General features: G+C 71.7%; 19 protein-coding genes. 11 read left to right on the top strand and 8 right to left on the bottom strand.

All coding sequences use genetic code 11. The features are described 5' to 3' along the window. Nucleotides 1–303: 303 nt before the first annotated feature. Together ACGF3I_RS23080 and ACGF3I_RS23075 are read right to left on the bottom strand one after the other, a co-directional pair. Nucleotides 304–864: a GNAT family N-acetyltransferase gene (locus ACGF3I_RS23080; RefSeq protein ID WP_393134877.1), complete on the bottom strand. Its 561-nt coding sequence runs from the start codon at nt 862–864 to the stop codon at nt 304–306. A 32-nt stretch (nt 865–896) separates the two neighbouring features. After that, complete coding sequence (locus tag ACGF3I_RS23075) at nt 897–1,382, bottom strand: hypothetical protein (RefSeq protein ID WP_393134875.1); 486 nt, start codon at nt 1,380–1,382, stop codon at nt 897–899. 107 nt (nt 1,383–1,489) lie between these two features. Here ACGF3I_RS23075 and ACGF3I_RS23070 point away from each other — a divergent pair, with 107 nt between their 5' ends. From ACGF3I_RS23070 to ACGF3I_RS23060, 3 genes are all read left to right on the top strand, one after another. Next, the gene (locus tag ACGF3I_RS23070) at nt 1,490–2,326 is read left to right on the top strand and encodes a Scr1 family TA system antitoxin-like transcriptional regulator (RefSeq protein WP_393134873.1); all 837 of its coding nucleotides are present in this window, start codon (nt 1,490–1,492) and stop codon (nt 2,324–2,326) included. Continuing rightward, nucleotides 2,323–2,529 (top strand): DUF397 domain-containing protein, encoded by a 207-nt coding sequence (locus tag ACGF3I_RS23065; RefSeq protein ID WP_393134871.1) that lies wholly within the window; start codon nt 2,323–2,325, stop codon nt 2,527–2,529. Before ACGF3I_RS23070 ends, ACGF3I_RS23065 begins: the two co-directional genes overlap by 4 nt. Nucleotides 2,530–2,606: 77 nt before the next feature. Next, nucleotides 2,607–2,813 (top strand): DUF397 domain-containing protein, encoded by a 207-nt coding sequence (locus ACGF3I_RS23060; RefSeq protein WP_393134869.1) that lies wholly within the window; start codon nt 2,607–2,609, stop codon nt 2,811–2,813. Nucleotides 2,814–2,840: 27 nt separating this feature from the next. Here ACGF3I_RS23060 and ACGF3I_RS23055 read toward each other — a convergent pair whose 3' ends face one another. From ACGF3I_RS23055 to ACGF3I_RS23040, 4 genes are all read right to left on the bottom strand, one after another. Then, complete coding sequence (locus ACGF3I_RS23055) at nt 2,841–5,075, bottom strand: HelD family protein (protein ID WP_393134867.1); 2,235 nt, start codon at nt 5,073–5,075, stop codon at nt 2,841–2,843. A gap of 187 nt (nt 5,076–5,262) precedes the next feature. After that, nucleotides 5,263–5,595, bottom strand: coding sequence for a thioredoxin (trxA, locus tag ACGF3I_RS23050; protein WP_393134865.1), 333 nt, complete (start codon nt 5,593–5,595; stop codon nt 5,263–5,265). 12 nt (nt 5,596–5,607) lie between these two features. After that, entirely contained in the window at nt 5,608–6,063 is a 456-nt protein-coding gene (locus tag ACGF3I_RS23045) for a MerR family transcriptional regulator (RefSeq protein ID WP_393134863.1), read from the bottom strand. A gap of 80 nt (nt 6,064–6,143) precedes the next feature. Next, a complete protein-coding gene (locus ACGF3I_RS23040) occupies nt 6,144–7,793 on the bottom strand; it encodes an MFS transporter (protein WP_393134984.1) in 1,650 nt (549 codons plus the stop codon). A gap of 228 nt (nt 7,794–8,021) precedes the next feature. Here ACGF3I_RS23040 and ACGF3I_RS23035 point away from each other — a divergent pair, with 228 nt between their 5' ends. Next, nucleotides 8,022–8,585 carry a TetR/AcrR family transcriptional regulator gene (locus tag ACGF3I_RS23035; protein WP_393134982.1) on the top strand — a complete coding sequence of 188 codons (564 nt, stop codon included), beginning with the start codon at nt 8,022–8,024 and terminating at the stop codon, nt 8,583–8,585. A 134-nt stretch (nt 8,586–8,719) separates the two neighbouring features. Continuing rightward, on the top strand, nt 8,720–9,172 hold the full coding sequence (locus tag ACGF3I_RS23030; RefSeq protein WP_393134862.1) for a phospholipase: 453 nt from the start codon (nt 8,720–8,722) through the stop codon (nt 9,170–9,172). An 82-nt stretch (nt 9,173–9,254) separates the two neighbouring features. Here the strand turns inward: ACGF3I_RS23030 and ACGF3I_RS23025 are convergent, their stop codons facing one another. Next, nucleotides 9,255–10,610, bottom strand: coding sequence for a cation:dicarboxylate symporter family transporter (locus ACGF3I_RS23025; RefSeq protein WP_393134860.1), 1,356 nt, complete (start codon nt 10,608–10,610; stop codon nt 9,255–9,257). A 139-nt stretch (nt 10,611–10,749) separates the two neighbouring features. On the opposite strand from ACGF3I_RS23025, the gene ACGF3I_RS23020 reads away from it, so the two are divergent. The 6 genes from ACGF3I_RS23020 (at nt 10,750) to ACGF3I_RS22995 (ending at nt 17,083) form a co-directional block, all read left to right on the top strand. Further along, nucleotides 10,750–12,348, top strand: coding sequence for an ATP-binding protein (locus ACGF3I_RS23020; RefSeq protein ID WP_393134857.1), 1,599 nt, complete (start codon nt 10,750–10,752; stop codon nt 12,346–12,348). Beyond that, on the top strand, nt 12,345–13,031 hold the full coding sequence (locus ACGF3I_RS23015; protein WP_393134854.1) for a response regulator: 687 nt from the start codon (nt 12,345–12,347) through the stop codon (nt 13,029–13,031). The genes ACGF3I_RS23020 and ACGF3I_RS23015 overlap by 4 nt, the downstream gene beginning before the upstream one ends. Nucleotides 13,032–13,149: 118 nt before the next feature. Continuing rightward, nucleotides 13,150–14,535 carry an extracellular solute-binding protein gene (locus ACGF3I_RS23010; RefSeq protein WP_393134851.1) on the top strand — a complete coding sequence of 462 codons (1,386 nt, stop codon included), beginning with the start codon at nt 13,150–13,152 and terminating at the stop codon, nt 14,533–14,535. Then, nucleotides 14,532–15,443, top strand: coding sequence for a carbohydrate ABC transporter permease (locus tag ACGF3I_RS23005; RefSeq protein WP_393134848.1), 912 nt, complete (start codon nt 14,532–14,534; stop codon nt 15,441–15,443). Before ACGF3I_RS23010 ends, ACGF3I_RS23005 begins: the two co-directional genes overlap by 4 nt. Nucleotides 15,444–15,472: 29 nt before the next feature. Further along, nucleotides 15,473–16,285 (top strand): carbohydrate ABC transporter permease, encoded by an 813-nt coding sequence (locus ACGF3I_RS23000; RefSeq protein ID WP_393134980.1) that lies wholly within the window; start codon nt 15,473–15,475, stop codon nt 16,283–16,285. 129 nt (nt 16,286–16,414) lie between these two features. Then, nucleotides 16,415–17,083: a helix-turn-helix domain-containing protein gene (locus tag ACGF3I_RS22995; RefSeq protein ID WP_393134845.1), complete on the top strand. Its 669-nt coding sequence runs from the start codon at nt 16,415–16,417 to the stop codon at nt 17,081–17,083. Between the two features lie 27 nt (nt 17,084–17,110). Here the strand turns inward: ACGF3I_RS22995 and ACGF3I_RS22990 are convergent, their stop codons facing one another. Beyond that, nucleotides 17,111–18,136, bottom strand: coding sequence for an ATP-dependent 6-phosphofructokinase (locus ACGF3I_RS22990; protein ID WP_393134842.1), 1,026 nt, complete (start codon nt 18,134–18,136; stop codon nt 17,111–17,113). Nucleotides 18,137–18,144 lie beyond the last annotated feature (8 nt).

Below are 18,144 nucleotides of genomic sequence, written 5' to 3'. Positions count from 1 at the left end.
GCTGCCCAGCACCGACCCTGCTGGGGGCGCGAGGAACCGCGCAGGAAGGGCCGAGGTGACCTGGTCCTGCCCAGCACCGACCCTGCTGGGGGCGCGAGGAACCGCGCAGGAAGGGCCGAGGTGACCTGGTCCTGCCCAGCACCGACCCTGCTGGGGGCGCGGGGAACTGCGCGAGAAGCGACCACGGCCCGCACTCAACCGACGGCTTTAGGGGCGCGGGGAACTGCGCGAGAAGCGACCACGGCCCGCACTCGACCCGGGCCCGCCACACCTCGCCCCGGGCACTCCGACCCCCGCCGCACCTCACAGCCGCCCCACCCGCTCCCCCGGCCGGCCCAAACGCCACACCACCTCCGTCCCGCTCCCCGACGGCGCCGGCGGCAGCGTGCTCCGTTCCTGTCGGATCTTCGTGAAGCCCAGCCGGTTCGGTATCGCCGCGCTGGCGGCGTTGGACAGGTCGTGCACGATCTCCAGGTACTCCACGTCCGGCAGGGCGAACATCTCCTCCGCCAGGGCCGCCGCCGCCCGCGTCGCGATGCCCCGGCCCGTGGCGGCCGGGTGCAGCCAGTACCCGATGCGCCTCCCCCCGGGCTCCGGCGCGCGGTACGTCTGGCACATGCCCAGGAGGGCGCCGTCCTGGGCCATCGTGTAGTTGTACACGTCACCACTCACCCACTTCGCCTCGGAGATCGCGAGGAAGTCCCGGGTGCGCTCCGCACTGTGACGGGCGACCCACGGCTCCCAGGGGCGCAAGTGGTCCAGCGACTCCTCGATCAATCGGCACGCAGCGGCGAAGTCGTCCTGCCCCCGCCAACTGCGCAGGACGAAGTCCCCGCACTCGATCATTCGCCTCGGTCGTTCCATGCCGTCATGGTCGTCCGCACTGCCCCTCGCTGTCAGGGGGTCGGAGAGTTGCTCCCCGGCCGGCGCTGCGTGCGGCGGCGGTCCGACGGGTGCCCCAACTCCGCGTGCCGATAGGCGAGTTCCGCCCAGCGCGCGGCCAGCGCCCGGCTGTCCGCCGCCACCACCTCCACCGCGAGCAGCTTGATCAGCGCGCATTCCGCACACACGCGGGGGTCGACCGACCCCGGCCGGGGTCGCGCGAACTCCGCCAACTCCCATGCGTCCAGGTTGAGGAAGGCGCCCGCACCGTGCGGATGGCTTCGGATGATGTGGGTCGCCTGGCGGACGGCGACGGGGCTCCCCGCCATGTGCGCCCCGGCCCGCGCACCACTGGCCGCCCGGCAGATGTCGCACCCGGGGACGGGCAGCACCTCGGGCAGGGCCTGCTCCTCCGGCTCCAACCGCCTGCGCAGACCGGCCAGTACGGCCCTGAGCACCTCTGGACTGGGCCCCTCGTGAGCGCTCCGGTTCCCGAACACGGACGACTCCTCTCCGTAGCGAAACGGCTACCGACGGGAGTGAGCGTGGCCTAGAGTCGGCATTCACTCAACGTGTCGGCTAAGCACGGAAGGCTGGTGAAGGGGGCGTGAACCGGAAGGAGTTGGAGCCGGACAGCAGCCCGCAGGCGGCGTTCGGGGCCCGTCTGCGCGGGATGCGCGAGGCACGCGGATGGAAGCAGGAGGAGCTGGGCGCCCACATCGGTTACTCCAGTACGCATGTGTCCGCCGTGGAAACCGGTCGCAAGATGCCTACTCTTCGCTTCGCGCGAAGTGCCGACATCGCCCTGGGACTCGTCGGCGTGCTCGACACCTTCGAGCGGGACTGGCGCGAGATCCGCCATGGCGCGCTGCTGGAGGGCTTCCCCGAGTACGTGGGGCACGAGAGCCGGGCGGCGGAGATCCGGCTGTACGAGGTCGGCGTCGTGCCCGGCCTGCTCCAGACGCCCGAGTACGCATCGGTCCTCGCCGCGGGCGCCGTCAAGCGCGGAGCGATCACGCCAGAGCAGGCCAGTGAGCGCGTGGCGCTGGTGGCGGAGCGTCAGGCGGCGCTCGTCAGGAACTCACCGCCCCTGCTGTTCGTCGTCCTGGACGAGAGCTGCGTGCGCCGGTCCATCGGTGAACCGGCCGTCATGGCCGCCCAGTTCGACCGTCTCCTCGCCTTCGCAGAACTCCCCAACACGGTGTTCCAGATCGCCCCGTTCGCCATGGGGGAACGACGGCCGTTCGACCTCCCGGTGACGGTGCTGACCCTCGCGGACCGCTCGCTCATGTCGTACGCCGAGTCCTCTCAGCGCGGCCATCTCGAACGCGAAAGCACCGGCGTACTGCCCATGTTGACCGCCTACCATCAGCTACAGGCCGAAGCGCATTCCCAGGCGGCATCCGTGGCCATGATCAGAGACATACGAAAGGGCGCCCTGTGACAACCGAAGCGACCCCCCGTTGGTTCACGTCCTCGTACAGCAACAACGGCGGCCAGTGCGTCGAGGTCGCCGCCAACCTCGTTCCCACCCACGGCGTGGTCCCCGTCCGCGACAGCAAGAACCCGGACGGCCCCACCCTCACCCTGTCCGTCCACGCGTTCACCGCCCTCATAGAACTCGCCAAGCAGGGCGGCACCGCGTAGCCCATTTCACGGCGGGCCCCTCCCCTCCGGGCCCCGAGGGAGCCCGCCCCCGGCGCAGCGATCGCGAAAGGGAACCCGTGACAACCGAGCCGAACCCCCGTTGGTGCACGTCCTCCTACAGCGACAACGGCGGCCAGTGCGTAGAAGTGGCCACCAACCTCGCCCACACCCACCACATCATCCCCGTCCGGGACAGCAAGAACCCCGACGGCCCCACCCTCACCCTCACCCCCTCCGCCTTCACCACCCTCATAGCACTGGCCAAGCAGGACGGCGGCGCCTGAAGAGAAGGGGGCACGGCTCGGTAGGGCCTACCGGGGCTCCAACCCCCTCAGCGTGCCCGGCAGTTGGGCCGTGTGCAGCACACCGAGGCGCTGCGTCGCCCGGGTCAGGGCCACGTACAGGTCGCTCACCCCGTACTCCCCCGGCTCCACCACCAGCACCGTGTCGAACTCCAGGCCCTTGGCCTGACGGGGGTCGATGAGGACGACCTCGCTCGTCAGGTCGGGGACCGGGCCGAAGGACGCCTCGGGGACGGCCTCGCGGAGGGCGGGGTGCAGGGGCGCCGGGGCGATGACCGCCAGGCGGCCGGTGTCGCGGGAGGTGGCCACCGCCTGGGACACCGCCGTGGCGAGGGTTTCGGGGGTGACGCGGCGGGCCCAGGGGCGTACCCCCGTGGAGCGGACGGAGCTCGGCGGGACGAAGGACGGGTCGGCGGCCCGGCACACCTCGGCCGCGACCGTCATGATCTCGGCGGGGGTGCGGTAGTTGACGCCGAGGCGGACGTGCTCCCAACTGCCGGGGGCGACGTACGGGGCGAGGATGCGCTCCCAGGACCCCACCCCGGCCGCTTCGGCGGTCTGCGCGGGGTCGCCGACCAGGGTCATGGAACGGGTCGGGCAGCGTCGCATCAGCAGCCGCCAGGCCATCGCCGAGAGCTCCTGCGCCTCGTCCACGATGATGTGGCCGAACGCCCAGGTCCGGTCGGCCGCCGCGCGTTCGGCGGCGCTGCGGTGGTCGGCCTCCTCGTGGCGCTCGGCCATCCGCTCGGCGTCGATGATGTTGTGCGCCGCGAGCAGCTCGGACTCCTCGTCCTCGAACTCGTACGACTCCGAGCCGGCGGAGAGGTCGAGCACGCCCTGCGCGTAGGCGATCCGCTCCTGGCGCTCGGCCTCCGCGGCGGCGCGCGCCGCGCTGTCGTCCTCGCCGAGCAGCTCGGCCACCTCGTCGAGCAGCGGCACGTCGCCGGGGGTCCACTCACCGCCCTCGCGGCGGATCAACTCGGCTTCCTCGTCCGGGAGATGAGTGGGCTCGGCGAGGAAGTCGGCCAGGAAGTCCCGCGGGTTCAGGTGCGGCCAGAGCGAGGCGATCGCCGCGTGCACCTCGCCGCTGGTCGCGATCTCCTTGCCCATCTGCGCGGCGTCGTCGGGGCCGAGCAGGTTGGGCCCGCCGAAGGGGTCGGCGCCGATGCGCTCGACCAGCTGCGCGGTGAGCGCGTCGATGATGTGGAAGGCGAAGTGCGGCCGGGCCAGGTTGTGCGGCAGGCCGCTCTCGCGCGCCCGCCACCGGGCGTCCTCGGCCATCGCACGGTCGAGCTGGAGCGTGCCGTATCCGTCGTGCGGCACCTCGATGGCCCGCTCGGGCACGGTCTGGCGGTCCCGCACGGCCGCCGCGAGCACGTCGGCCATGGCGGCGCGGCCCTTGACCTCGGCCGCCCCGGGCGTGTCGCTACCGGTCGCGTGCACCCCGGGGAACAGCTCGGACATCGTCGACAGGAGGACGCCCGTCTCGCCGAGCGAGGGCAGCACATCGCCGATGTAGCCGAGGAACGCGGGGTTGGGTCCGACGACGAGCACGGCGCGGCGGGCCAGCAACTCCCGGTACTCGTACAAGAGGTAGGCGGCCCGGTGCAGCGCGACGACGGTCTTTCCGGTGCCGGGGCCGCCCTCCACGACGAGCACGCCGCGGTGCGGGGCGCGGATGATGCGGTCCTGCTCGGCCTGGATGGTCTGCACGATGTCGTGCATGCGCCCGGTGCGGGCGGCGTCGAGCGCGGCGAGCAGCACCTCGTCGGCGTTGGCGCCCTCGTGTCCGGTGCGCTCGGTGTCGCTCAGGTCGAGGAGTTCGTCGTGCAGCGCGGTGACCGTGCGGCCCTCGGTGGTGATGTGGCGCCGGCGGCGCAGGCCCATCGGTGAATGGCCCGTGGCGAGATAGAACGGCCGGGCCACTTCGGCCCGCCAGTCGATCACCAGGGGCGTCCGCTCCCGGTCATTCCGGCGAATTCCGATCCGGCCCACATGATGTGCGGTGCCGTCCTGGAAATCGAGCCTTCCGAAGCACAGCCCGTTCTCCCCGGAGTTGAGCGCGCCGAGCAGGCCGGACTGCTCGGCGACCATGACGTCCCGCTCAAGCCGAGCCTGCTGACCGGTCCCGACCTGCGTCAACGCCGACCGCACGGCCCGTTCGGCCTGGTCCCGCAGCTCGTCGAGGCGGGTGTAGAGGTCGGTGATGAATTGCTGTTCCTTCCGAAATTCCTCGGTTGACAATTCCACTCCTGACGCGGTACAGTGCTTCCATAAGGCTTTACTCGTGCTGCTGTAATAGCCAGACACGAAACGCCTAATATACGCGAGAGAATGCCCCGGATGTCAATTCATCCGGGGCATTTTTCTTTGCTCGGGCCCGCGAGCTGGGCCCGCGTCAGGCGGTTCCCGCGCGAAGGACGTTTCCTCGTCAGAGGACGTCTTCGAGCTCCTGGAGCAGCCGGCGCTTGGGCCGGGCGCCCACCATCGACTTCACCGGTTCCCCGTCGACGAAGACCATCAGGGTGGGCATCGACAGGACGCCGTAGCGGGTCGTCGTCAGCGGGTTGGTGTCCACGTCCAACTGGACGATCTTCAGCCGGTCCGCCTCCTCCTCGGCCAGCGCGCTCAGGACGGGCGCGATCTGCCGGCACGGCGGGCACCAGTCGGCGGTGAACTCCACCAGCACCGGGAGCCCCGGCCGCATCACCTCGTCGGCGAACGTCTCGTCCGTGACCTCGTCCACCCCTGCTGCCTTGATCATCGCGTCATCCCCTCACTCCTCGTCACCCGTGTCCGGGCGGATCCGGTGCGCGTCGGCGGGCCCGTCCGAACTCAGCTCGCAGCGCGGCGGCGGGGCGTCCGCCGCCTGCGCCACCGCCAGGGCCTCGGCCCGCGCCAGTTCGTCGCGGACCCGGTCCCGTACGGAGCCGAGTTCGCCGATCAGCACGTCGAGCTCGGCCAGCTTGCGGCGGTAGACCGCGAGCGACGCCGGGCAACTGTCCCCGGAGGGATGGCCGGACCGCAGGCACTCCACGAACGGACGGGTCTCCTCCAGCTCGAACCCGAAGTCCTGAAGGGTCCGGATCTGTTGGAGCATCCGCAGGTCGTCCTCGTCGTACGTGCGGTAGCCGTTGTCCGTGCGCCGCGCGGCCAGCAGGCCGCGCGACTCGTAGTAACGCAGCGTGCGGGTGGTGGTGCCCGCCCGCGCCGCGAGTTCGCCGATGCGCATACGAAGGACCGTAAGCCTTCACGCCGACGTCAAGGCAAGCGGCGAAGTGCGGGCGGACACCTCGGGGTGGGGGGCGGGCGTCAGACGCCGGTCGCGGCCGTCTCGCGCTCCGGCTCCCGCTCGGCACCGCCGCTCTGCGCTTCGCCCTGACCGCGCCGCGGCAGCAGGACGGCGACCAGGACGGTGCCGACGCCGAGGATCACCGCGCCGATCAGGCTGGTGCGGGCCACCGCGTCGGAGAACGCCGAGCCGACCGCGTGGCTCATCTGCTGGGCGCCGGCGGCCAGTTGCTCGGCCTGCGCCTTGAGCTGCGCCGCCTGCTGCGGGGAGCCCGCGTGCAGGGCCTGGGCGCCGAGCTGCTTGGCCTGCTCGCCGATGCCCTGGGCGACGGCGTACCCGGCGCCCACCGAGTCCTGCGCGGTGCTCAGCGCGGAGGCGGGGAGCTTGGTGCCGGCCGTCGCGTCCGCGAGGTGCGAGGAGTACGACTTGGCCAGCACCGAGCCGAGGATGGCGATGCCGAGCGAGCCGCCGAGTTCGAGCGAAGTGTCGTTGACCGCGCCGCCGACCCCGAGTTCGGCCTCCGGGAAGGCGCCCATGATCGCGTCGGTGCAGGGCGACAGGGCGAGCCCGATGGCCACGCCGAGGATGATCAGCGGGGCCAGGAAGTCGCCGTACCCCGAGGTGGCGTCCACGCGGGTGAGCAGTGCGAGGGCGACCGTACCGGCGACCATGCCCGCGCTGACCGTGACCTTCATGCCGAGCCGCGGGGTGAGGAACCCGGTCAGGGCCGAGCCCACGAAGACGGCACCGGCCAGCGGCAGCATGCGGACGCCGGTCTCCAGCGGGGTGTAGCCGAGCACGAACTGGAGGTGCTGGGTGAGGAAGTAGAAGGCGCCGAAGACCGCGAGGAAGAACAGCGCGACGGCGAGCAGCGAGCCGGAGAACATGCGGTGCGCGAAGCGGCGCACGTTCAGGACGGGCCGCGGGTGGCGCAGCTCCCACAGGACGAAGAGCACGAGGCCGAGGCCGGCGACGACCGCGGCGCCGATCGCCTTGGCGTCCCAGCCGAAGTGCGGGCCCTGGATGATCATGTAGACGAGCGCGCCGACGGAGACCACCGAGAGCAGGCCGCCGACGTAGTCGATGCGGTCGTGGTGGGCGGCCTTGGACGGCGGTACGAGGACGAACGCGCCGACCACCGCGAGCAGCGCGACGGGCACGTTGATGAGGAACGTCGAGGCCCAGCCGTGGTTCTCCAGCAGGGCGCCCGCGACCAGCGGGCCGGCCGCGATGGCGATGCCGGCGGTCGCGGTCCACAGCAGGATCGCCTTGGCGCGTTCGCCGCGCGGGAAGGTGGAGGCAAGCAGCGACAGGGTGGCGGGCATGATCAGCGCGGCGCCGACGCCCATGACGGCGCGCGAGGCGATGACCCCGGCCGAGCTGTCGACGAGCGAGCCGGCCACGGAGGCGCCCGCGAAGACGAGGAGCCCGAGCACGAGCGCGCCCCGGCGGCTGTACTTGTCGCCGATCGCGCCGAGCAGCAGCATCAGCGCCGCGTAGGGAACGGTGTAGCCGTCGATGACCCACTGGAGGTCGGAGCTGCTGAGCCCCAGGTCCTTGGTCATGTCGGGGGCCGCCACCGTGAGCGCCGTGTTGGCCATCACGATGATCAGCAGGCTGAGGCACAGCACGAGCAGCGCCCACCACCGCCGCCGGTAGGGCGCCCCCATCTTCTCGACGGGCTGGTTGATGACGAGACCCACGATGTCCCACCCTTTCTCGGCCTTGCACCGGGGGAAGTCCGGGACTCCCTCCGGAAGATCTACTTGCACATCGCTGTGCAATTACACACTGCTGTGCAATTTACGCCCCTGCACGGCGCTGTGCAAAATGGGGCTGTGACTGCTACCCCTGCCGCCCCTTCGGGGGGCCGCGCCGACGCGAACCGCCGCCGCATCATGGAGGTGGCCTTCGCCGAGCTGGTGCACGACCCGGACGCGTCGATGGACCAGATCGCGCGGGCGGCGGGCGTCGTGCGGCGCACGGTGTACGGGCACTTCCCGAGCCGGGACGCGCTGATCTCGGCGCTGGTGGACGAGGCGGCCGAGACCGTCGCGGACGCCCACCGCGAGGGGCGCGAGGGCGTCACCGACCCGGCCGAGGCACTGGCCCGGGCCACCCTCGCGGTCTGGGAGATCGCCGACCGCTACCGCCTCCTGGTCGCCCTGGCCCAGCGCAGCGTCACCATGGCCGGCCTCAAGCAGCGCCTCGCGCCGGTCCGCAAGGAGTGCGTGGATCTGCTCCAACGCGGGCTGAGCGCCGGGGTGTTCACCTCCCCGCTGCCACCCGCCGCGCTCGCCTATGTGCACGAGCAGGCCCTGTTCGGGCTCATGGAGGCGGTCAACGAGGGCGCGCTGGCCGCGCCCGAGGCGGGCCGCTCGGCGGCGACGACCCTGCTGCTCTCGGCGGGCGTCCCCGCGTCCCGTACGGCCGAGATCGTGACGGCGGCGCTGAGCCGCTAACCGCGGCCCGTCGGGCGCCGGGGCGGCCGTCCCGCGCAGTGTTTTTCAGCCTCCAGTGAATCTGTAGCGCGGGCACAGTCCGTGGGGACAGAGTGACGGCACGTCAATCGCCCCTCGCCCCACGGAGGTTCAGGATGCGCCGTCGTACCACCCTGAGCGTGACCGCGACCGCGGCACTCGCCATCGCCGCCCTCGCCACCGCCCCCGCCCAGGCAGCCCCGGCCGACAAGGCGCAGGTACTCGCCTCCTTCACGCAGACCAGCGCAAGCAGCTCGAACGCGTTCCAGGCCGCGCGCGCCAATCAGGCCAAGTGGGCGGCGTACGGCTTCGACTGGTCGACGGACTACTGCTCGAAGTCCCCCGACAACCCCTTCGGCTTCCCGTTCAAGTCGTCCTGTGCCCGGCATGACTTCGGGTACCGCAACTACAAGGCGGCGGGCCAGTTCCCCGCCAACAAGGCCCGCGTCGACAGCGCCCTGTACGAGGACCTCAAGCGCGTGTGCAGCGCGTACGGCACGGCGAAGAAGGCGTCGTGCAACGCGACGGCGTGGACGTACTACGAGGCGGTGAAGAACCTGGGCAGCTGACGCCCGCGGCCCGGACCCGAAGACACCGATGCCGCCGTCCCGTTGCCTGCGGACGGCGGCGTGCGGCTGAGCGAGACGGACGTCAACTCCCCACGACAGAAGCCGACTTGGGCTCGTCGCGCTGCTCCGGAAGCTCCGGCTCGCCCGCGGTCAGCATCGCCTCGTCGAAGGGCAGGCGGCCCGCGAGGACCTCGTCGACCCTGGCCCGGTCGATCTCCTTCGTCCAGGTGCCGACCAGCACGCAGGCGACGGCGTTGCCCGCGAAGTTGGTCAGCGCGCGGGCCTCGCTCATGAAGCGGTCGATGCCGACGATCAGGCCCACGCCGTCGACCAGTTCGGGGCGGTGCGACTGGAGGCCGCCGGCCAGGGTGGCCAGACCCGCGCCCGTGACGCCGGCCGCGCCCTTCGAGGCGATGATCATGAAGAGGAGCAGCGAGATCTGCTCGCCCGCGGCCAGCGGCTTGCCCATCGCGTTGGCGATGAACAGCGAGGACATCGTCAGATAGATGGCCGTGCCGTCCAGGTTGAAGGAGTAGCCGGTCGGCACCGTGATGCCGGCGACCGAGCGGCTGACCCCGAGGTGCTCCATCTTGGCGATGAGGCGCGGCAGCGCCGACTCCGACGAGGACGTGGACAGGATCAGCAGGAACTCCCTGGCCAGGTACTTCAGGAGGCTGAAGATGTTCACGCCGGTCAGCAGCCGGAGGATCGCGCCGAGCACGACGAAGACGAAGACGGCGCAGGTGATGTAGAAGCCGATCATGATGACCGCGAGGGCCTTCAGGGCGTCCACGCCGGTCTCGCCGACCACCCCCGCGATGGCGCCGAACGCACCGACGGGCGCGGCCCACATCACCATCGCCAGGATGCGGAAGACGAGGCGCTGGATGTGCTCGACGCCGCGCAGCACCGGCTGTCCGGCCGAGCCGAGCGCCTGGAGGGCGAAGCCGGTGAGCAGGGCGATCAGCAGGGTCTGGAGGACCTGGCCCTCGGTGAAGGCGGACACCATGGTCTTCGGGATGATCCCGAGCAGGAAGTCGGCCGTCGACTCACTCGCGCCGGCCGCCTGCTTGGCGCCCGCGTGCCGGGCCGCCTCGGTCAGGTGGAGGCTCGAGCCGGGCTCCAGGAGGTTGCCGACCAGGAGTCCGATGGCGAGCGCCACCGTCGACATGAGCAGGAAGTAGCCGAGGGCGAGGCCGCCCACCGCGCCGACCTTGGCGGCTTTGCGCACCGAGCCGACGCCGAGCACGATGGTGCAGAAGATGATGGGCGAGATCATCATCTTGATCAGGTTCACGAACCCGGTGCCGATCGGCTTCAGCTCGACGGCGACCCCCGGCGCCGCGAAGCCCACGACGATGCCGAGCACCACCGCGCCGATCACGGCCAGGTAGAGGTAGTGGGTGCGTTCCCGGCGGGCGGCGGCTGGCTCTGCCACGGGGGTTCCTCCTCGGTTGCGGCTGCGGCCGTGTCCCGACGGCCCGATTCAGCGATCCCCGCGACTATCCAGCACGCTGTGACGCCGGTCACCGTTACGTGCATTTCGTTCATGCAGATCCAGCCAGCACACTTACCGGATGCGTCTTCCCGGACCCCGCTCCCTCGCCGGCCAGCTCTTCGCCATGCAGGTCGTCCTGGTCGCCGCGATCGTGGCGGGCTGCGCGCTCTTCTCGTACGTCACCGACCGCCGCCAGGCCGAGGAGACCGCGCGCCGCCAGGCCATCGCCACCGCGACCTCGGTCGCCGCGTCGCCCGCGGTGGTGGCGGCGGCCCGCACCCAGGACCCCACGGCCGCGCTCCAGCCGTACGCCGAGACGCTGCGCACCACGACCGGCGTCGACTTCGTGGTGGTCATGGCGCCGGACGGCACCCGCTGGACGCACCCCGTGCCGGGCGAGATCGGCAGGAAGTACCTCGGGGACACCGGCCCCGCCCTGCGCGGCGCGACGTTCGACGAGGTCCACATGGGAGTGCTCGGGCCCTCGGTACGGGTCGTGGCCCCCGTACGCGATCCGAACGATCATGGCCGGATCACGGCGCTCGTGAGTGCGGGCATCACCATCGACCGGATCAGCGAGCAGGTGCGCAAACAGCTGGTGGCACTCGCCGTCATGGCGGGCGGGGCGCTCGCGCTCGGCGGGCTCGGCACGTATGTGATCAACGCACGGCTCCGCCGGCACACGCACGGCATGAACGCGGGTGAGCTGAGCCGGATGCACGACTACCACCAGGCCACCCTGCACGCGGTGCGCGAGGGACTCCTGATGCTCGACGGGCAGCGGCGGATCGCGCTGATCAACGACGGCGGACGGGAGCTGCTCGGGCTCGGCGAGGACGCGGTGGGCCGGCCGGTGGCCGGCCTCGGGCTGCCCGCCGCCCTCGCCGGCGCGCTGCTCGCCCGCGGGCCGAGGGTGGACGAGGTGCACATGACGGCCGACCGGATCGTGGTGCTCAACAGCCGGCCGGTCTCCTCCGGGGACCGGCACGGCACCGTGGTGACCCTGCGCGACCACACCGAACTCCAGGCCCTGTCAGGCGAGTTGGACTCCGAGCGCGGCTTCACCCAGGCGCTCAGGGCGCAGGCGCACGAGGCCGCGAACCGGCTGCACACGGTGGTGTCGCTGATCGAGCTGGGCCGGGTCGAGGAGGCCGTCGAGTTCGCGACCGCCGAGCTGGAGCTGGCCCAGGCGCTCACCGACCAGGTGGTGACGGCGGTCGGCGAGCCGGTGCTGGCCGCGCTGCTGCTCGGCAAGGCGGCCCAGGCCCACGAGCAGGGCGTGGAGCTGGTGCTCACCGAGGGCAGCGCGATCGGCGACGGCCTGCTCCCGGACACCCTGCCCGCCCGCGATCTGGTCACCGTGCTCGGCAACCTGCTGGACAACGCGGTGGACGCGGCACAGGGCAGCGCCCGCGCCGAGGTCGCCGTCACCCTCACCACCGAGGACGGGCAGCTCCTGGTGCGGGTCGCGGACAGCGGGCCCGGGATCGATCCGGCGGCCACCGAGGCCGTGTTCGAGCGGGGCTGGTCGACCAAGAGCCCGGGGCGCGGCCTCGGCCTCGCCCTGGTGCGGCTCGCCGCCGCCCGGCACGGCGGCACCATCGGTCTCGGCCAAAGCCCTTACGGGGGTGCCGAGTTCACCGTGCGGCTGCCCCTGGAGCAGGGAGTACGGGCATGATCAGAGTGCTGGTCGTGGAGGACGATCCGGTCGCCGCCGAGGCGCACCGGCTCTACGTCGGCCGGGTGCCGGGTTTCACGGCGGTGGCGGTCGCGCACTCGCGGGCCGAGGCGCTGCGCGCCCTGGAGCGCACCGAGGTGGATCTGCTGCTGCTCGATCTGTATCTGCCCGACGGCCACGGACTCCAGCTCGTCCGCTCGCTGCGGGCGGCCGGGCACGGCGCCGATGTGGTGGCGGTGACCTCGGCCCGCGATCTGGCGATGGTGCGCGAGGGCGTCTCGCTCGGGGTGGTGCAGTACGTGCTGAAGCCGTTCAGCTTTCCCACGCTGCGCGACCGGCTCGTGCGCTACGCGGAGTTCCGGGCGGCGGCCGGCGAGGCGAGCGGCCAGGAAGAGGTGGACCGCGCCCTGGCCGCGCTGCGCGCCCCGCAGCCCTCCGCGCTGCCCAAGGGCCTGAGCGCCCCCACCCTGCGAGCGGTGACCCGTACCTTGCGCGAGGCGCCGCGGGGCGTGACGGCGGCGGAGGCCGGGGTCGCGGTCGGCATCTCGCGGATCACCGCCCGGCGCTACCTGGAGCACCTGGTCACCTCGGGGCGGGCCGAGCGCACCCCGCAGTACGGCCAGATCGGGCGCCCGGAGCTCCAGTACCGCTGGCTCAACTCGCCATCCCGGCACGGCGGTTGAGTCTCGCACGGGCGCGCGGGGCGGGGTTGACCCGGCCACCGGGCGCGCCTACGTTCACCGGGCAGCCACCGTGCGGCCGTGGCCATGGCCGCACGCCCGGCCCGAGGAGGTCGTGCCCGTGCGCCCCACCGCCCCCGGTTCCCGCTTCCGCCCGCGCCGCACGGGAGCCCGCCACCGGCTCCCCCTGATCCTTGCCGCCGCCCTCGCCGCCGGGGCGCTCGCCGGGTGCGGGGGCCCCGGCCGTGACGCCGACACGGTGCGCATCGCGTACAACCGCTCCACCGACAACACGATCCGCTTCAAGGACGCCTTCCTGGAATCGGTAAGGAAGCAGTTCGAGCAGCAACACCCGGGCAAGAAGGCCGAGTTGGTGCCGATCCAGGCCTCCGACGACGACTACGCGACCAAGGTGCAGCAGATGATGCGCTCACCGAAGACCGCCCCGGACCTGGTCTACGAGGACACCTTCCGCCTCAGCTCCGACATCGGGGCCGGTTACCTCCGCCCGCTGGACGATCTGCTGGCGGGCTGGGACCAGTGGAGCCGGTTCGCCGGCACCGCGAAGGCGGCGGCCAGGGGCGCGGACGGCCGGACGTACGGGGTGCCGGACGGCACCGACACCCGGGGGCTGTGGTTCAACCGGCAGATCTTCGCGAAGGCGGGCCTGCCCGCCGACTGGCGGCCGAGGACCTGGGCGCAGGTGCTGGACGCCGCCCGCGCCGTGCGGCGCAAGGTTCCCGGGGTCGTCCCGCTCAACGTCTACACCGGCAGGGCGGCGGGCGAGGCCGCCGCGATGCAGGGCTTCGAGATGCTGCTGTACGGGACGGGCCCGGATCCGCTGTACGACCCGGCGGCCAAGAGCTGGGTGACGGGGTCGCGGGGTTTCCGGGACGCCCTCGACTTCGTCCGCACGGTGTACGCGGAGAAGCTCGGGCCCGACCCGTCCGACGCCCTCGACCCGAACGTCGGCACGCGGGTGGCGACCGACTGGATGCCGGGCGGCAAGCTGGCCATCGCCCTCGACGGGTCTTGGCTCGGTCAGAACTGGATCGACAAGGGGCCCCGGCCGTGGCCCGCCTGGTCCAGCACCCTCGGCCAGGCGGCGATGCCGACGCAGTACGGCCAGGCGCCGGGCCGGGTCTCGATGTCGGGCGGCTGGACGTGGGCGGTCCCCGCGAAGGCGGCCAACCCCGGCCTCGCCTTCGACTTCGTCAAGACGCTCCAGACGAAGGAGAACGCGGTGAAGTGGGACGTGGCGGACGCCCAGATCGCGGTGCGCGACGACGTGGCGGCCGACCCGGCCTACCGGCGCTCCACTCCGGGCGTCACCTTCTTCACGGGCCTGGTCGCCGACACCCATTACCGGCCCGCCCTCGCGGTCTATCCGCGGGTGTCGGCGGCGATCGGCGAGGCGATGGAGTCGGTGACCACCGGCGGTGCGGTCGCGGACGCCGCGAAGGCGTACGACGCACACGTCACGTCCCTTGCCGAGGACGCCGGTTGAGCGCGCCCGCGGCGGCTCCGCGCGGCCCCCTGACGACGCCCGGGGTGCGGGTACGGGCGCGGGCGCTGCGCCTGCTGCCGCTCGCCCCCGCCACCCTGCTCCTGGCGCTGTTCCTCGGCGGTCCGATCGCCTACTGCGGGTACCTCGCCTTCACCGACATGCGGCTGACCGGCTCCTCGGCCGTCGACTTCGTGGGCCTCGCCAACTTCCGGCGGGCCTTCGCCGACCCGGCCTTCCGCAACGCGGTGTGGCTCACACTGGTGTTCACCGTGCTGTCCTCACTGCTCGGCCAGAACACCCTGGGCCTGGCGCTCGCCGTCCTGATGCGGCGGGCCTCGCGCCCGGTGCGCACGGCGACGGGGGCGCTGGTGGTCACGGCCTGGGTGCTGCCGGAGATCGTGGCGGCCTTCGTCCTGTACGCCTTCTTCCGGCGCGAGGGCACGCTGAACGCGGTCCTCGGATTCCTCCATCTGCCCACCCAGAACTGGCTGTTCACGCTGCCGATCCTGGCGGTGTCGTTCGCGAACGTGTGGCGCGGCACCGCGTTCTCGATGCTGATCTACTCGGCCGCGCTCGCCGAGATCCCGGGCGACGTCGTGGAGGCGGCCGAGGTGGACGGGGCGAGCGGGGTACGCCGGTTCTGGCACATCACGCTGCCGATGATCCGGCGCTCCATCGGCACCAGCCTGATGCTCAACACCCTCCAGACCCTCTCGGTCTTCGGGCTCATCTGGGCGATGACGCGCGGTGGACCCGGCGACCGCAGCCGTACGCTCCCGGTGTTCATGTACGACCAGGCGTTCTCCAAGAGCCTGCTCGGGTACGGCACGGCGGTCGCGCTGCTGCTGCTCCTGGTCGGCTCGCTGTTCTCGGTCGTCTACCTGCGGCTGCTGAGGGTGGAGGTGTGAGCGCCGGGTCCGGCCGGGCGCGGCGGCGCATGCGGCAGCGCCTGGCCGCCGACGCGGCCCTGCTCGCGGTGGCGGCGGGCTTCGCGGTTCCGCTGCTGTGGCTGCTGCTCGCCTCGGTGGACAGCGGGGCCGATCTGCGGGTGCGCGTCCCCGGCTCGGCGACCGCCGACAATTTCACGGCCGTCCTGACCCCCGACATCACCTATGCGCCGATGCTCAACAGCCTCGTCCTGTGCGGGAGTTCGACGCTGGTCACGGTGGTGTGCGCGGTGCTCGCGGCGTACCCGCTCTCGCGCCACCGCTCCCGTCTGACCCGTCCGTACCTGCTGACGATCCTGTTCACCACCTGTCTGCCGATCACGGCGGTGATGGTCCCGGTGTACGGGCTCTTCGTGCGGGTGAACCTGGTCGACACCACGTACGGCACGGCGCTGTTCCTGGCCACCGCCCAACTCCCGTTCGCCGTCTGGCTGATGAAGAACTTCATGGACGGGGTGCCCCGCAGTGTCGAGGAGGCCGCCTGGACGGACGGGGCGTCCGTGCCGCAGGCCCTGGTGCGGGTGGTGCTGCCGCTGATGGGCCCGGGGGTGACCGTGGTGACGGTCTACACCTTCATCATGCTCTGGGGGAACTTCTTCGTGCCCTTCATGCTGCTGCTCTCTCCCGACAAGCTCCCGGCGTCCGTCTCCATCTTCACGTTCTTCGGCAATCACGGTTCGGTGGTCTACGGGCAGCTGGCCGCCTTCTCGATCCTGTACTCCACCCCGGTGCTGCTGCTGTACGTGCTGATCGCGCGGCGGCTGGGCGGAGGTTTCGCACTGGCCGGAGCGGTGAAGGGGTGAGGTGGCGAGCGGACGCTTACCGAACCCTTAAGTAACCCGGACGCCACCAAAACCGTACTTTCCTCCAATTCACCTTCTTTGGTGGAACACACCGTAGGCAGATGTCACTTACCGTCCTACGGTGTGCGCGTGCACCCCACCCCACCCTTCAATGCCCCCGCGGCGCGCCGCCTGCGTGAAGCCCTGGGCATGGCTCCCGGCCATGTCGCCTACGGCATGCGCGCCCAGTACGGACTCGTGGTCTCACCGGACACCGTGATGGCGTGGGAGCGGGGGCTCGCGGCGCCCGGGTCCAAGGAGCTGACCGCGCTCGCCGGCGTCCTGTGGTGCTCCCCCGGCGATCTGATGGCCGCTGCCTCGACCCTGCGCGAGCACCGGCTCGCCCGCGGCCTGGGCATCGAGGACATGGCCCGCCGGGTCGGGCTCGACGCCGGGGCCTACCGGCGCATGGAGGACGCGGGGCGCTGGCGCGGCAACGAACGCCAGTCGGCGGCGCTCGCCGATCTGCTCCAGCTGCCGCTGCGCGACTACGTGACCGCCACCGGCCAGAACGAGGACCTCGCCGAACTGCTGCGCAGCGCGGTGACCACGCGCTGGCAGGCGTACGTGAAGCCGACCACGAAACTGCTGCCGCTCTCCAGGCAGCATGTGGAGGGGGTGCTCGACCAGCTGCACACCGAGTACCAGTCGCACATGGTCGCCACGCTCAACTGGGGCTCGGACAACGACACCGGGGACGCCGGACGGGACTTCCTCGACCGCATCGTGGACCGCTTCTGGGACCTGGCCCACGGGTAGTTCCCGCGGCGCCGCCCGGTGTGCGCGCTAGAAGACCGATTCCGCCTCGTACATGCGGTTGTCCGGAACCGTCTTGAGCGCGGTGACCGCGTGCGCCAGCGGGGCCATCACGATGTCGGTGCCGCGCAGCGCGGTCATGTTGCCGAACTCGCCGCGGTGCACGGCCTCCACCGCGTGCCAGCCGAAGCGGGTGGCGAGCACCCTGTCGTACGCGGTCGGCACGCCGCCGCGCTGGACGTGGCCGAGGATGACGGGGCGGGCCTCCTTGCCCAGGCGCCGCTCCAGCTCGACGGCGAGGCGGTTGCCGATGCCGGCGAAGCGCTCGTGGCCGTACTGGTCGATCGCGCCCTTCTCGTACGGCATCGACCCCTCGGCGGGGTGCGCGCCCTCGGCGACGCAGATCACCGCGAACTTCTTGCCGCGCGAGAAGCGCTCCTCGACCATCTTGACCAGGTCGTCGACCTGGAAGGGCCGCTCGGGCAGACAGATGCCGTGGGCGCCGCCGGCCATGCCGGACTCCAGGGCAATCCAGCCCGCGTGCCGGCCCATGACCTCGACGACCATGACGCGCTGGTGCGATTCGGCGGTGGTCTTCAGACGGTCGATGGCCTCGGTCGCCACCCCCACCGCGGTGTCGAAGCCGAAGGTGCGGTCGGTGGCGGAGATGTCGTTGTCGATGGTCTTGGGCACGCCGACGACGGGCATGCCCGCCTCGGAGAGCATCCGGGCCGCGGTGAGCGTGCCCTCGCCGCCGATCGGGATGAGCGCGTCGATCCCGTAACGCGTCGCCAACTCGGCGCAGTTCTCGGACGCTTCGCGCAGCCGGTCGCGCTCCAGGCGGGCCGAGCCGAGGATGGTGCCGCCGCGGGCGAGGATGCCGCTCACCGCGTTGAGGTCGAGCGGACGGTAGTGACCGTCGAGCAGGCCCTTGAACCCGTCCTCGAATCCGATGACTTCATCGCCGTGGCCGACCACGGCCCGGTGCACGACCGACCGGATCACTGCGTTCAGGCCGGGGCAGTCTCCGCCTGCGGTGAGTACTCCGATGCGCATCGTGGTGA

The sequence above is a fragment of the Streptomyces sp. NPDC048111 genome, assembly GCF_043202815.1.
In the GTDB taxonomy this organism is placed as follows: domain Bacteria; phylum Actinomycetota; class Actinomycetes; order Streptomycetales; family Streptomycetaceae; genus Streptomyces.
Note: the sequence above shows the minus strand (reverse complement) of the source record. Positions and strands in the feature narration are given on the sequence as shown.

Coding starts and splice junctions, on each gene's coding strand:
- ACGF3I_RS23020 (WP_393134857.1), top strand. CDS start 10,750: ATGCGTCTTCCCGGACCCCGCTCCCTCGCCGGCCAGCTCTTCGCCATG.
- ACGF3I_RS23080 (WP_393134877.1), bottom strand. CDS start 864: ATGGAACGACCGAGGCGAATGATCGAGTGCGGGGACTTCGTCCTGCGC.
- ACGF3I_RS23015 (WP_393134854.1), top strand. CDS start 12,345: ATGATCAGAGTGCTGGTCGTGGAGGACGATCCGGTCGCCGCCGAGGCG.
- ACGF3I_RS23045 (WP_393134863.1), bottom strand. CDS start 6,063: ATGCGCATCGGCGAACTCGCGGCGCGGGCGGGCACCACCACCCGCACG.
- ACGF3I_RS23000 (WP_393134980.1), top strand. CDS start 15,473: ATGCGGCAGCGCCTGGCCGCCGACGCGGCCCTGCTCGCGGTGGCGGCG.
- trxA (WP_393134865.1), bottom strand. CDS start 5,595: ATGATCAAGGCAGCAGGGGTGGACGAGGTCACGGACGAGACGTTCGCC.
- ACGF3I_RS22990 (WP_393134842.1), bottom strand. CDS start 18,136: ATGCGCATCGGAGTACTCACCGCAGGCGGAGACTGCCCCGGCCTGAAC.
- ACGF3I_RS23030 (WP_393134862.1), top strand. CDS start 8,720: ATGCGCCGTCGTACCACCCTGAGCGTGACCGCGACCGCGGCACTCGCC.
- ACGF3I_RS23040 (WP_393134984.1), bottom strand. CDS start 7,793: ATGGGGGCGCCCTACCGGCGGCGGTGGTGGGCGCTGCTCGTGCTGTGC.
- ACGF3I_RS23035 (WP_393134982.1), top strand. CDS start 8,022: ATGGAGGTGGCCTTCGCCGAGCTGGTGCACGACCCGGACGCGTCGATG.